Raw genomic sequence first — 13,232 nt, forward strand, 5'->3', positions numbered from 1 at the left:
TGGCAATAAGGTGGCGCTGATTCCAGCGACTGGTTAACAGCCTGAGCCTCCGCAGGGTGGCGAGCCGCATTTTAGCGTTGAATGATAACAGGCTGGTCACTGCGACCATACTGCTGGCAGTAACCGAGCCACTCCCCGAGGAACTGATTCAACTGGAATTTTTCGTCCGGCTGCAGCATCTGTTCGTTCGGATAAGGGTAAACCCCGCGAAAACGCCGCCGATTATAGGCAGCAACCACCTCCGCCATTCCCGCATCGTGATACAAGCGTACCTCCATGCTCGGTGGGGTCAGCCATTCATGCTCACGCTGATGTGTCAGGCGCAACGTCGTGGTGTAACGGCAACGCTCGAGCACATGCAGGCTCAGACTTTGCGGTTGACCATCCTCTGCCTCGACAAGCAGTCTCAGGTAATCGCTAGAGGCCATATCCGGCATCAGGCTGATCAGCCGCCAATAATTGGCTTCACATACGGCCTGAAGACCAACCAGATCAACCTTGTAACGGGGCTTGCGCAGGGCGTTCATGGTCGAGCCCCCGCTTCTGCACGAAGACGCGCAGCATGCATGCTCAGCCATTGCAGACCGATTATGCTCGCCGCGTTATCAATCTGACCTTTTTCCATCGCGCTGATCGCCTCAGTGCGCGACCAGACGCTGACGCGAATATCTTCGCCTTCGGTCTCAAGACCATGGATGCCGCCGACGCCCCTGCTATCGACCAGCGCACAGTACAGGTGTACCCGCTCGTCGCTGCCGCCGGGAGAGGGGTAGTAACGCACGATCGGCAGCAATTGCAGCAATGTCAGATCAGCCTCTTCTCGCGCTTCGCGATGGGCTACCTCTTCCGGACTCTCGCCAGCATCGAACAAGCCTGCAACCAGTTCGACCAGCCAGGGACGCTCGCTTTTGTCCAGGGCGCCCACCCGCACCTGCTCAAGCAGCACCACGGTGTCTGCCCAAGGATCGTAAGGGAGCACGCAGACGGCATCGCGGCGCACAAAAAGCTCGCGCCTGAGCTCGGGCCCCCAGCCACCGCTAAAGAGGCGATGGCGGAGCGTGAGAATATCCATCCGGTAGAAACCGCTAAAGCCGGTTTCCCTGCGAATGATCTCCACATCGGCGCGTGTAAAAGTGTCCAACCAGAAGCCCCCAAGGCGATGTATGCGTTTGATTACCTAAACTCGCATACCTGCCGGGGCTTCGGCAAGGCTTCAGACCTTTTGATACAACTGTGAACCGCTGGATCTGAACTCCGCAGACTTGGCTTTCATACCCTCCTCCAACGCAAGATCGACTGCTTCAATGCGCTGGCCAGCCGCGTATTCACGGACCTCCTGAGTGATTTTCATCGAGCAGAACTTGGGCCCACACATGGAACAGAAGTGGGCGACCTTGGCCGAGTCCTTGGGCAACGTCTCATCGTGATAGCTGCGCGCCGTGTCAGGGTCCAGACCCAGATTGAACTGGTCTTCCCAGCGAAACTCGAAACGGGCCTTGGACAAGGCATTGTCGCGAATCTGTGCGCCAGGATGCCCCTTCGCCAGGTCTGCAGCGTGCGCCGCAATTTTGTAAGTAATAATGCCGGTTTTCACATCGTCACGATCCGGCAGCCCCAGGTGCTCCTTGGGGGTCACATAGCAAAGCATCGCACAGCCGAACCAGCCGATCATTGCGGCGCCAATACCCGAGGTGATGTGGTCGTAGCCCGGCGCTATATCCGTAGTCAAAGGCCCCAGGGTGTAAAACGGCGCTTCGTCACAGCATTCGAGCTGCTTATCCATGTTTTCCTTTATCAACTGCATTGGAACGTGACCGGGGCCCTCGATCATTACCTGAACATCATGCTTCCAGGCAATCTTGGTCAGTTCGCCAAGGGTTTCCAGTTCACCGAACTGGGCCTCGTCGTTGGCGTCGGCGATGGACCCCGGTCGCAGACCATCTCCCAGGGAGAAAGACACGTCGTATGCCTTCATGATTTCGCAGATATCTTCGAAATGGGTATAGAGAAAGCTTTCCTTGTGATGTGCCAGACACCACTTGGCCATGATCGAACCCCCGCGCGAAACAATGCCGGTGACACGCTTGGCCGTCATCGGGACGTAACGCAGCCGCACGCCAGCGTGGATGGTGAAATAATCGACGCCCTGCTCGGCCTGCTCTATCAATGTGTCGCGGAATATCTCCCAGGTCAGGTCCTCGGCAACGCCGTTGACCTTTTCAAGTGCTTGATAGATCGGCACGGTACCAATAGGTACGGGTGAGTTACGGATAATCCACTCACGTGTTTCGTGAATATTCTTGCCGGTGGACAGATCCATAATGGTGTCCGAACCCCAGCGTATACCCCAGGTCATTTTTTCCACTTCTTCTTCAATCGAAGAACCCAGCGCCGAATTACCGATATTGCCATTGATCTTGACCAGGAAATTACGCCCTATGATCATCGGCTCCAATTCCGGATGGTTGATATTGGCTGGAATGATCGCTCGACCCCTGGCCACTTCTTCACGAACGAATTCGGCCGTAATCTCCTGCGGCACTGACGCCCCAAAGCTCTGACCTGGGTGCTGATTAGCCAGCAATCCGGCATCACGCGCCTGCTGCAGCTTCATGTTTTCGCGAATAGCGATGTATTCCATCTCAGGGGTGATGATGCCCTTAAGCGCGTAATGCATCTGAGACACGTTACGACCTTTTTTCGCCCGACGAGGGTGCCGCACATGGGCAAAGCGCATCCTGTCCAGGGCCGGATCGGCCAGGCGCTGCCTGCCGAATTCGGAGCTAAGACCGGTAAGGATTTCGGTATCATCACGCTCTCCGATCCATGCACCACGCACGTCCGCCAGTCCAGCGCGCAGATCGATATTGACCTGCGGATCGGTGTAAGGGCCTGAGGTATCGTAAACGGTTACCGGCGCATTCTTCTCACCACCCAGGTCGGTGGGAGTGTCGGCAAGACTGATCTCACGCATAGGCACGCGGATATCCGGACGTGAGCCGGTTACGTAAACCTTGCGCGATTTCGGAAATGGCTGGGAAGCGGCGCCATCGGCGCCAGAGGTAAGAATGGCAATATCGGACTGCTGAAAACTCATTATTGTGCTCCGCTGCGTTGTGGTTCGCAGGGAACCGAAACGGCAGGCGGCACGGACCCCGAAGGTCTGCGGGCAGGCACGCATCTCGATTCCTACGCCGGTATAAACCGGATCAGGTTCAACGGGTATTATCTCAGCCCTCGGCAAAACCGCAGGCACCCCGTCAAGATGAGTAAAAAGCTTAACATACGCCCGCTGAGAGAGTGAGAAACACTTTGTTCCGCACCAGGCCCCAAGCATTGCTTGACCCCCAGCCGACATCTCCTTAGCCTTGGCTGATTATTTCTCCCATGCGAAGGAACTCTGCATGCTGCGCCCTCTGTACGTTGCCATTGTGCTGGCTGGAGTCTCAGGCCAGGCTGCCGCCCAGGCTGACCTGATGACCGTCTACCAAGAAGCCCTTCTATACAGTGCCGACCTGGCCGCAGCCGAGGCCGACACGCTCGCTCGACAGGAAGCCCTGCCCCAGGCACGCGCGTTGCTTCTGCCCAATATCAGCCTGGGCGCGGGTGTATCCCGTGAACGCATTGAGATAGAGAGCCAGGGAAACGACACCTACAATACCAACTATTACCAGGCGAACCTGACACAGCCGCTATTTAGGGCAGAGAGCTGGTTCAATTATCAGGCCGCCAAGTCGGTCAGCGCCCAGGCGATGGTTGAGTTTTCCGCAATTCAGCAGGACTTGATCATTGAAGTGGCGCAAGCCTATTTCAACGTACTGCGTGCATCGGATAATCTCGCGACCGCCCGAGCTGAAGAAGATGCTTTCGAGCGTCAGCTGGATCAGGCCAGGGAACGATTCGAGGTGGGTTTGTCTGCCCGTACAGATGTACTTGAAGCGCTGGCGGGTTACGATACCGCCCGGGCCACCCGGCTTACCGCACAGACCAATCTGACCGTCAGCTACCAGGCACTGACGCGCCTGACGCTGAGCGATTACGACAGCCTGGCAGGTATACGCCATGAAATGCCCATCATGCCGCCATTGCCGGCAGATCTGCAGGAGTGGGTAGATACCGCAGCGAGCCAGAATCTCAGCCTGCAAGCCAGTCGACTGGCGGTGGACACGGCGGCTGAAACACTGCGCGGCAGCAAGGCTACTTTTGCGCCTACCGTTGACGCCTTTGCCCGTTACAACCACAGCAGCGGCGGAGCCGAACTGGGTGGTGCACTTGGAGCCACCAACAGGAACGGCGATACGGAACAGGCCAGCATCGGTATCGAGGTGACCCTACCGCTGTTCATAGGCGGAAGCAGAAGCTCACAGGTGCGAGAGTCAGGCTACCGTCTGACCCAGAGTGAGCGCCTCAGCGAAGCCAGGTTGCGTGAGGTAGTGGAGTCGACCCGGAATCTTTTCCGCACGGTAACCTCCAGTGTCGAAGAAGTTGAAGCGCGCAGGCAGGCAATCATTTCTGCAAGGGCAGCACGTGATGCTACCCAGACCGGTTACGAAGTGGGTACGCGCAACGTGGTGGACGTCCTTGAGGCTGAGCGCAATCTGTTTCGCGCAGTCCGCGACTACAACACCACCCGGTACAATTACATTATTGATACGCTGCGTCTGAAGCAGGCAGCGGGCACATTGAGCCCTGAGGACCTGATAGAGCTCTCTCAGTGGCTTGATCCGCAATATAATCCCGACGAGGATTTCATTCCTCCCTTCAATGAGGAGGAGGTTCAGAGCATGTCAATGCAACGTCCCGCCGTTGAGCGAAGCGGTTCAGTTGAGCCCAATGGCCCGGTTGAACGCAGTGGCCCGTTCGACATGGACACGGACACAGCCAATGAACCTGTGCGCAGTACATTCTGATTGACGCTTGCCCCCGCTGATCAATCAGCGGGGGTGATGTCGGATCAGACATCCATCATTGCTTAGCCTCAAGCCCTCAGCCTGACGGCGATACCATCCAAAAGACGTTGCAGCGCCCCCTGATTGTCCCTAACCACAGTTAGACCCTTGGCACCTGTCTGCCTGGCTACCATAGGCTCACTCAACAGGTGTGTGACTGCCTCTGCCAACTCGGCCTGATCCTGCACACGCTGCAGTGCGCCTGCACCTTCGAGAAGCTCGCTGATCTCAGTGAAGTTGAACGAATGGGGACCAGAGAGAATCGGCAAACCCAGTGCCGCTGGCTCCAGATAATTATGGCCACCATGGGACACCAGCGAACCGCCAACAAAGGCTGCATCTGCGCAGGCATAAAACATCAACAGCTCGCCCATGCTGTCACCGAGCAGTACCTGATCTGCTCGCATAGGCGTCTCGCCGCTGCTGCGTCGGACACACTTCAGGTCTGCATCCTCAATCAGTCTGGCCACTTCGTTAAAGCGCTCCGGGTGACGGGGTACAAGAATAAGTAACGCGTCCGGGTGCAACGCCAACACCTCCCGGTGTGCAGCTAATACCTGCTCATCCTCCCCACCGTGGGTGCTGGCCGCGATCCAGACGGGTCTCTCACCCATTTGTGCACGCAGACTGGATGCCTGATCAAGCACTGCCGGATCAGGCTGCAGATCAAATTTGATACTGCCGGTAATGGACATCGCACTCTGGTCTACGCCCAGACGAGCAAATCGCTGAGCTTCGGCCTGGGTCTGCACTGCTACCCAGTCAAGCGCGGCAAACATCGGGCGCACCAGCCAAGCCACCCGTTGGTAACCCCGTGCAGAGCGCTCTGAAAGCCGCGCATTGGCCAGTACCAGCGGCACCCTGGCGGCCTTGGCCTCATGCACCATATTTGGCCATAGCTCGGTCTCCATGATCACGCCAATGCGGGGACGGAGGCGGTGGATGAAACGGCCTTGCAGCCACGGCAGGTCATAGGGCAGGTAGGCATGCCCGACCTTGTCACCAAACAGTTTGCGAATTTGTTCCGAACCTGTGGGTGTCATACAGGTAATGGTGATGGGAAGGTGCGGATAACGCTCCAGCAACGCCTTCACCATAGGCGCAGCGGCAATGGTTTCGCCCACCGAAACCGCATGTACCCAGATACCGTCAGGGCGCAGATCACCGCCCAGGCTGAGACGTTCATGCCAGCGTCGGGCATAGGCGGGTGCCTTGCGAGCACGTATGAGCAAGCGCAGCAATACCAGCGGCATGCACAGAGTGAAAAAAACACTGTAGAGGGTACGCGTCATTGAAGATCCTCGATGGGCAAGGCACTCAGAACAGGGTTCCAGCGTGCGACTCATAGTAGCAGATGTGACCACAGGCACCGGCAGTGTCTATACTAGCCCCCTTTAGACATACACAAGCGCGCGAGCGCCGGAGTCCATGAGTAAAACTCTCGAAACCGACATCTGTATTCTGGGCGGCGGAATCGCCGGCCTGTGGCTTAACGCCCGCTTACGTGGTCTGGGCTACAGCACCCTCCTGATCGAGCGTGGTGCGCTCGGGGGCGGGCAAAGTGGCAAGTCCCAGGGCATCATTCATGGCGGCACCAAATATGCGCTTCATGGGAAGTTGACCGCCGCAGCCGAGTCTATTGCCGGCATGCCCAATCGCTGGCGAACCTGCCTGCAGGGTGACGGCGAACTTGATCTGCGCGGAGTGAATCTTCTTTCAGAACATCATTATCTCTGGTCCCCTGGCAGCCTGATCAGCAACCTGGCAGGCTTTTTCGCCAGCAAGGCTCTGCGCGGCAAGGTTGATGCGGTCAAGGGCAAGGACCTGCCCGAGGTGTTTGCCAATCCCGCCTTTCGGGGCAAGGTCTATCGGCTCGCTGAACTGGTAATCGATGTACCCGACGCGGTGAGACGCCTGAGCGAGCTGGCAGGTGACAGCCTGGTTTCCGATAGCGCACCACAGATTGAGCGTCGCGAAGATGGCAGCATCGATGCCGTGCGCATTAACGGGTATCAGATCAAGGCTCAACGATATGTCTTGACCGCCGGCGAAGGCAACGAAGCCCTTCTGCAGGACTGGGGCGTCACTCAACCAGCCATGCAGCGCCGTCCTCTGCAAATGGTACTGGTCAAGGGTCCCAATCTGCCGCCCCTCTATGCTCACTGCCTGGGGAGCAGCCCCAAGCCGCGTATGACGATCACGACCCATCCGTGCGCCGATGGGCAATGGTGCTGGTATCTGGGTGGCGAATTGGCCGAGCAGGGCGTGCAGCTCACCCCCGATGCACTGGTGAGCAAGGCCCAGCAGGAGCTTAAGGAATTACTGCCCTGGGTCGATCTCACCCATTGCCAATGGACCACCCTGCCCGTTAACCGGGCCGAACCCGCACAGAGCGGCCTGGTCCGTCCCGATACCGCCTATCTGCAGCCAGTACACAACGTGCTGGTCAGTTGGCCGACCAAACTCGCCCTGGCTCCTGATTTGAGCGATCAGGCCGTCAGCCAGCTGCATAGCCAGGGAGTGCGCCCCAGTCTCAGCGACGACTACGCGGACTTGCCCCGGCCACAGCTTGCTGCACCGGCTTGGGACATCTGTTTTCGATGACCAGTCTGCAGCCGTTTTTTCGACGCCTGGGCAGTACCGAACTGATGGTCTCCCCCCTGGGATTGGGTACCGTCAAATTCGGTCGCAATCAGGGCGTCAAGTACCCTGCCAGTTTCGAGCTACCGGATGATCGCCAGGCAAAGGACATACTTGCCCTGGCGCATGATCTGGGGATCAATCTGCTCGACACCGCGCCAGCCTACGGGATCAGCGAAGAGCGCCTGGGCGGCCTTCTCGGAAGCAGCCGCCACGACTGGGTGATATGCACAAAGGTCGGCGAGGAGTTTGAAAACGGGCAGTCCCATTTCGATTTCAGCGCGGCCCATACCCGCATGTCGATCGAACGCTCGTTACGCCGCTTGAAAACCGATTATCTCGACCTGGTGCTGGTGCATTCCGACGGAAATGACATCGGTGTGCTTGGGGAGGCAGTCTACTCGACATTGGCGGAGCTCAAGCGTGCCGGCCTCATCCGCGCCTTCGGCTTTTCAGGCAAGACAATAGATGGTGGTATTCGCGGATTGGATGAGGGTGATTGCGCGATGGTGACGTACAATCTGCAAGATCAGCAGGAAAAGCCCGTGCTCGACCATGCGTTGTCACACAACAAGGGCATACTGATCAAAAAAGCGTTGGCCAGTGGACATGTCTGCCTTAACGGTGAAGACCCGATGTTCGCCAGCCTTCAGCTCATTTATAGCCATCCAGCCGTCGCCAGTGCCGTGATTGGCACCATCAACCCAACCCACCTGCGCGAGAACGTCGCTACGGCGCTCAGGGTATTGCATCGATAAGAGGCAAGCGCATGTCACGTATCATCGCCCGCAAGGATCCGGAAGTATTCAGAACCCAGGCCATTGAAGTCAAAGCCAGCTCAGAAGTGCTCTGCTACACCCCCGTTGGCAACCCTCTGAGTTTCAGCCAGATGCAGGCCCTGCGTGAACCCATTGAGATCGACGATCCGGACAATTTCGAGCTGACCGCAGCCAACCTCGGCGTCTCTGTTGACCTGAGCCTGAACTGGCAGGACAGGCAGTTTCGGGTGCTGATTCGTCAGAAACGAACCGATCAGGGTGACAGTGTGCTCAAGTTGATCTCCGGCTATGTGCCGGCCCACGAGCTCCGCGTCCCGCTGCTACCGGTCATGACCGAGCTTGCCGAAGAGCTTCTTATTGAATGCAGCCATGGCTGGTTACAGGGCAGCTATCTCGATACCTGGCTACCGACGCCCTATGCACCACTGCTGAACCGCTGCAAGCGCTTTTCCTTCAAGCTGTCACCCAGACAATGTGGCACCCGGCCAATACTCTGCCGTGAATTGCACCTGGTCGAGCGTCCTCGCGCCTATCTGCATCTGCCAACCAACTCCCTGCAATTGGTTTACGCCATGCAGCTGGAGCTGCCGGAGAAATGTAACGACCTCACGCTCCTGCATGCAGACGAGAGACTTGAGGAAAGTACCGGCGAGCTTGTGGTAGAGATGGATTATCAGAAGCCCGAGATTTTTCTGGCTGAAATACGCGATGGCAAAGCCACTGGAGAGCTGTTCAGCCTGATCCGCGGCGAGTTGCAACTGCGTCGCCCGCAGAATCGGTTTTTCAGCGAAGCCATGGCCGCTCAAGAGGGATGGGTTGTTGACGCCAGCCGCTGCGACTGGGAAGAGGGTCTGCAGCGGCTGTGAAGCGCTTCAGTCCTTGTCACGCTCGCGGATGCGCTCGACGATGGCCGTTGTCGAGCAGCTTTCAACAAAATTCAACACCTTTACCTCACCGCCCCAGCTGTGCACCAAAGGCGCGCCTACCACCTGGTCAACACTGTAATCTCCACCCTTGACCAGAATGTCGGGCTTGAGGGCCTTGAGCAATTCCTCGGGGGTATCTTCGGCAAAGCTGACCACCCAATCGACCGCCCCCAGCCCCGCCAGCACCGTCATGCGCCGCTCCACGCTATTGATCGGCCGGCCCGGCCCCTTGAGCCGGCTCACTGACGCGTCATCGTTAATCGCAACAATGAGTCGATCGCCAAGACTGCGAGCCTCCTCCAGGTAGCCCACGTGGCCCGCATGGATAATATCGAAGCAACCATTGGTGAATACAATTCGCTCCCCGTGGGCGCGCGCATCGTCAACTGCCTGAACAAGCTGCTCCAGCCCTACCACACCCCGCTCGCTCCCCTGTTCGCGCTGAACTGCGCGTCGCAGTTCCGGCGCACTGATAGCGGCTGTACCCAACTTGCCAATAACAATCCCGGCAGCCAAATTGGATAAACCGACTGCGTTAGGCATCGCCTCCCCTGCGGCCAGGGCAGCGGCCAGAGTGGAAATAACGGTATCGCCAGCACCCGTTACATCAAAAACTTCCCGGGCCCTGGCGGGCATATGCAGCGCCGGCTCTCCGCGGCGCAGCAACGTCATACCCTGCTCACTTCGGGTCACCAGCATAGCGTCCAGTTGCAACTCCTCGACCAGCGCCATACCTTTTTCGACAAGCATCTGCTCGCTGCTGCAATGGCCAACAACCGCCTCAAACTCGGTCATATTCGGGGTAATCAGCGTAGCGCCCCGGTAAATACTGAAGTCCTTGCCCTTGGGATCGGCAAGCACCGGCACGCCGCGCTCTTTTGCTAGAGCAATCAACGCCTGATGGTTGACCAACGCGCCTTTACCGTAGTCCGACAGGATCATTACTTTGACCTTGTCGAGCAGACCGCGCACCGACTCGAGAATCGCTTTGCCGTCAGTATCGAAGGGCTCCTCAAAATCGAGCCTAATGAGTTGCTGGTGACGGCTCATGACGCGCAATTTGGTGATGGTGGGGCGATCGCTATGGGCCTGAAAATCGCAATACACGCCAGCGGCATTCAACCGCTGACGCAGACTTAGCGCGGCTTCATCTTCGCCTGTCACCCCGACCAACCAGGCCGGCGCACCCAGCGCTGCAATGTTTAAAGCCACGTTCCCTGCACCGCCAGGCCGATCCTCGATCTGCTCAACCTTGACTACCGGGACCGGCGCCTCTGGCGATATTCGATGGGTAGGTCCGTGCCAGTAGCGATCAAGCATGACATCGCCCACCACCAGCACCGGCGCCGAGTCAAAACGTGGCATGGTCAACTTCATTGGTTCTACCTGTATTCAGTCAGCCCCTAAGGGCAAATATAAGGGTCTCAGGCCTCAGCGGAGGGCTCATCCTGGAACTGCATGCTGTGCAGGCGAGCATAATAGCCATTCTGCGCAATCAACTCCGCGTGGCTACCGCGCTCTACGATTTGGCCCTGATCCATCACCATGATGATGTCGGCCTTTTCGATGGTCGACAGCCGGTGTGCTATCACCAGCGTGGTACGGCCCTGCATAACCCGGTCCAATGCACCCTGAATGTGCCGCTCTGACTCAGTATCGAGTGCCGAAGTGGCTTCGTCCAGAATCAACACCGGAGCGTCTTTCAGTAACGCACGGGCTATAGCCAAACGCTGGCGCTGCCCGCCGGAAAGCAGCACGCCATTTTCGCCAACCATGGTATCCAGACCCTGGGGCATCTTGTCGATGAACTCCTTGGCATAGGCTGCCTCCACCGCTCTCTCGATGGCATCACGGGGCGCACCAGCCAGATCACCATAGGCGATGTTGTTGGCGATCGTATCGTTGAACAGCGTGACGTGCTGGGTGACCAGGGCAATGTGCCGGCGAAGATTGCGTAGCCGAAAATCTTCTACGTCCACTCCATCGATTAAAATATGCCCTTGATCATGGTGATAAAAACGCGGAATCAGGCTGACAAGTGTCGACTTGCCACTTCCGGAGCGACCTACCAGAGCGACCATTTGTCCTGGTTGAACGCGGAAATTGATACCTTCAAGCACCTTTTTGTCGGTATTGGGATAACTGAAATCCAGATCGCGGACTTCTATTTCCCCGGAAACCCGCTCACGTTCGATAGTGCCACTGTCAGTCTCGGGCACTTCATCAAGCTGTTCAAAGATACTCTCGGCCGCCGCAATACCTTTCTGAATATTCGCGCTTACCTCCGATAGCTGACGGATCGGTTTGGGCAGAAGCGCTGCAGCGGTAATATAGGAAACTAGGTCACCCACAGTGGAATCCCCCCGCAGGAACAGGACCAGAAACATCACAACCGACATTGCACTGAAGGTAACCAGCTGCAATGTTGGAGTGAAAACCGCGCCGGTGCGCGTCATCTTCAAGCCACGTTGGCGGTTAGCCTCGCTCGCCTGATAGAAGCGGCGGGTTTCGTACTCTTCCCCACCAAAACTGCGTACTACCCGATAGCCGGAAATGGTTTCCGTAGTGACATGGGTTACATCTCCCATTGCCGCCTGAATCTTGTGGCTCTGCTTGCGAAACTTCTTGCTGGTGCTATTGACCATCACGCCGATCACCGGAAGGATCGCCATCAATACCAGCGTCAACTGCCAGTTCATCCACAACAGATAGGCAAACAGGAAAACCACCGTCATACCTTCGCGAAACACCACTTTTATGGCATCAGTGGCCGCCCCGGTCACCATGGTCACGTTAAAGGTGATACGCGAGACAAGGTGACCCGAGTTGTGGTTATCAAGATAGCGATTGGGCAAGGTCAGCAAGTTGTTGAACAGCGATGTGCGCAAGTCATGCACCACGCCAAGTGACACTTTTGCGATGTAATAGTTACCCAAAAAAGAACCGGCGCCCTGATAGAACGCAACCAGAATAATGAACAGCGGGAAGCCCCAGATCAGCGGAACGCCCAGAAACATACCGCCCGACCCCTGACTCAACCCGTCGACAAAATACTTGAGCATCCACGCCATGGCTGGCTGGCTCGAAGCGAAGATCATGAACCCCAGGATACTGATACCAAAAGGCAACCAATATGGCTTCACGTATCCCAGCAGACGCATGTAGATCCGCGCACTGGATCGGGCGAAACTTTCTTTCTCGGAATCGGACATGGGCACTTCGCGATAATGGACCGGGCCCAGAGTTTAACACAGCAACCGGGGGGCGCAGCGAGCGCTGCGAAAGTGAGGTAAACTGCCGTTTTGGTTCAGGAAAGCCCTATGCAGTCAATGAGTAGCGAGCAGTTCGCAGCCATGCGCAGAGATGCCGAGGTTGTGGAAAAGGATGGCCATGGCGAGAAGGTTCTGCGACTGAAAGACGGCTCCTATCTCAAACTGTTCCGCCGCAAGAGCTGGCTCTCAAAAACCGTGCTGTTTCCACCAGCGACGCGCTTTGCAAAAAATGCCGAGGAGCTGGAGCGTCTGGGCATACCCTGCCCTCGCATCATCAAACTGTACAAACTGACCGACCCATACCGCTCGGTGGTCCATTACGAACCTCTGGAAGGCATCACGCTCCGGCAGATGCTCAACCAGCAGCCCAGTCTTGAACAGCTCGAACTCTTTGGCATGCTGGCCGAATTCATCACACATTTGCACGACATTGGAGTCTATTTTCGCTCGCTGCACTTGGGTAATATCGTACTGACGCCCGCTGGCGAACTTGGTTTGATCGACATCTCCGACATGCGCTGCCTGGGCAAGCCGCTATCCAGACGAATGCGCAATCGGAACTATCGTCATTTGTTGCGTTACCAGAACGACTGGGCGTTGGTTAATCCTAGTGCTCGGAATGTAATTGACCCATACAGCAGAAAAACCTGATCCGCTTCTGCTGCT

General features: G+C 57.2%; 11 protein-coding genes and 1 riboswitch. Of the genes, 5 read left to right on the plus strand and 6 right to left on the minus strand.

The annotated features are described in order from the left end of the window. Positions 1-71 precede the first annotated feature (71 nt). The 3 genes from AAC076_RS05140 to thiC all read right to left on the minus strand — a co-directional run bounded on the left by AAC076_RS05140 (position 72) and on the right by thiC (position 3,097). Complete coding sequence (locus AAC076_RS05140; protein WP_339843340.1) at positions 72-527, minus strand: DUF1249 domain-containing protein; 456 nt, start codon at positions 525-527, stop codon at positions 72-74. Then, the gene (locus tag AAC076_RS05145) at positions 524-1,141 is read right to left on the minus strand and encodes an NUDIX domain-containing protein (protein ID WP_339843341.1); all 618 of its coding nucleotides are present in this window, start codon (positions 1,139-1,141) and stop codon (positions 524-526) included. The genes AAC076_RS05140 and AAC076_RS05145 overlap by 4 nt, the downstream gene beginning before the upstream one ends. A gap of 72 nt (positions 1,142-1,213) precedes the next feature. Beyond that, on the minus strand, positions 1,214-3,097 hold the full coding sequence (gene thiC / locus AAC076_RS05150; RefSeq protein ID WP_339843342.1) for a phosphomethylpyrimidine synthase ThiC: 1,884 nt from the start codon (positions 3,095-3,097) through the stop codon (positions 1,214-1,216). A gap of 72 nt (positions 3,098-3,169) precedes the next feature. Further along, a riboswitch (TPP riboswitch) is annotated at positions 3,170-3,270 on the minus strand. Positions 3,271-3,404: 134 nt separating this feature from the next. Between thiC and AAC076_RS05155 the strand changes: the two genes are divergently transcribed. Beyond that, complete coding sequence (locus AAC076_RS05155) at positions 3,405-4,910, plus strand: TolC family outer membrane protein (RefSeq protein WP_339843344.1); 1,506 nt, start codon at positions 3,405-3,407, stop codon at positions 4,908-4,910. A gap of 68 nt (positions 4,911-4,978) precedes the next feature. On the opposite strand, the gene waaA is transcribed toward AAC076_RS05155, so the two are convergent. Continuing rightward, entirely contained in the window at positions 4,979-6,241 is a 1,263-nt protein-coding gene (gene waaA, locus AAC076_RS05160) for a lipid IV(A) 3-deoxy-D-manno-octulosonic acid transferase (protein ID WP_339843345.1), read from the minus strand. 136 nt (positions 6,242-6,377) lie between these two features. Between waaA and AAC076_RS05165 the strand changes: the two genes are divergently transcribed. Genes AAC076_RS05165 through AAC076_RS05175 form a run of 3 tightly spaced genes read left to right on the plus strand, consistent with a single transcriptional unit; the run spans position 6,378 to position 9,234 of the window. Further along, complete coding sequence (locus AAC076_RS05165; protein WP_339843346.1) at positions 6,378-7,553, plus strand: FAD-dependent oxidoreductase; 1,176 nt, start codon at positions 6,378-6,380, stop codon at positions 7,551-7,553. Further along, on the plus strand, positions 7,550-8,347 hold the full coding sequence (locus AAC076_RS05170) for an aldo/keto reductase (protein WP_339843347.1): 798 nt from the start codon (positions 7,550-7,552) through the stop codon (positions 8,345-8,347). Before AAC076_RS05165 ends, AAC076_RS05170 begins: the two co-directional genes overlap by 4 nt. Before the next feature lie 11 nt (positions 8,348-8,358). Then, positions 8,359-9,234 carry a metal ABC transporter ATPase gene (locus AAC076_RS05175; protein ID WP_339843348.1) on the plus strand — a complete coding sequence of 292 codons (876 nt, stop codon included), beginning with the start codon at positions 8,359-8,361 and terminating at the stop codon, positions 9,232-9,234. 6 nt (positions 9,235-9,240) lie between these two features. On the opposite strand, the gene hldE is transcribed toward AAC076_RS05175, so the two are convergent. Next, a complete protein-coding gene (hldE, locus tag AAC076_RS05180; protein ID WP_339843349.1) occupies positions 9,241-10,671 on the minus strand; it encodes a bifunctional D-glycero-beta-D-manno-heptose-7-phosphate kinase/D-glycero-beta-D-manno-heptose 1-phosphate adenylyltransferase HldE in 1,431 nt (476 codons plus the stop codon). 47 nt (positions 10,672-10,718) lie between these two features. Further along, positions 10,719-12,506 carry a lipid A export permease/ATP-binding protein MsbA gene (gene msbA / locus AAC076_RS05185; protein WP_339843350.1) on the minus strand — a complete coding sequence of 596 codons (1,788 nt, stop codon included), beginning with the start codon at positions 12,504-12,506 and terminating at the stop codon, positions 10,719-10,721. A gap of 108 nt (positions 12,507-12,614) precedes the next feature. Between msbA and AAC076_RS05190 the strand changes: the two genes are divergently transcribed. Then, positions 12,615-13,217: a lipopolysaccharide kinase InaA family protein gene (locus AAC076_RS05190; protein WP_339843351.1), complete on the plus strand. Its 603-nt coding sequence runs from the start codon at positions 12,615-12,617 to the stop codon at positions 13,215-13,217. Positions 13,218-13,232: the final 15 nt, after the last annotated feature.

This window comes from uncultured Halopseudomonas sp. (genome assembly GCF_963977355.1).
Taxonomy (GTDB): Bacteria; Pseudomonadota; Gammaproteobacteria; order Pseudomonadales; family Pseudomonadaceae; genus Halopseudomonas.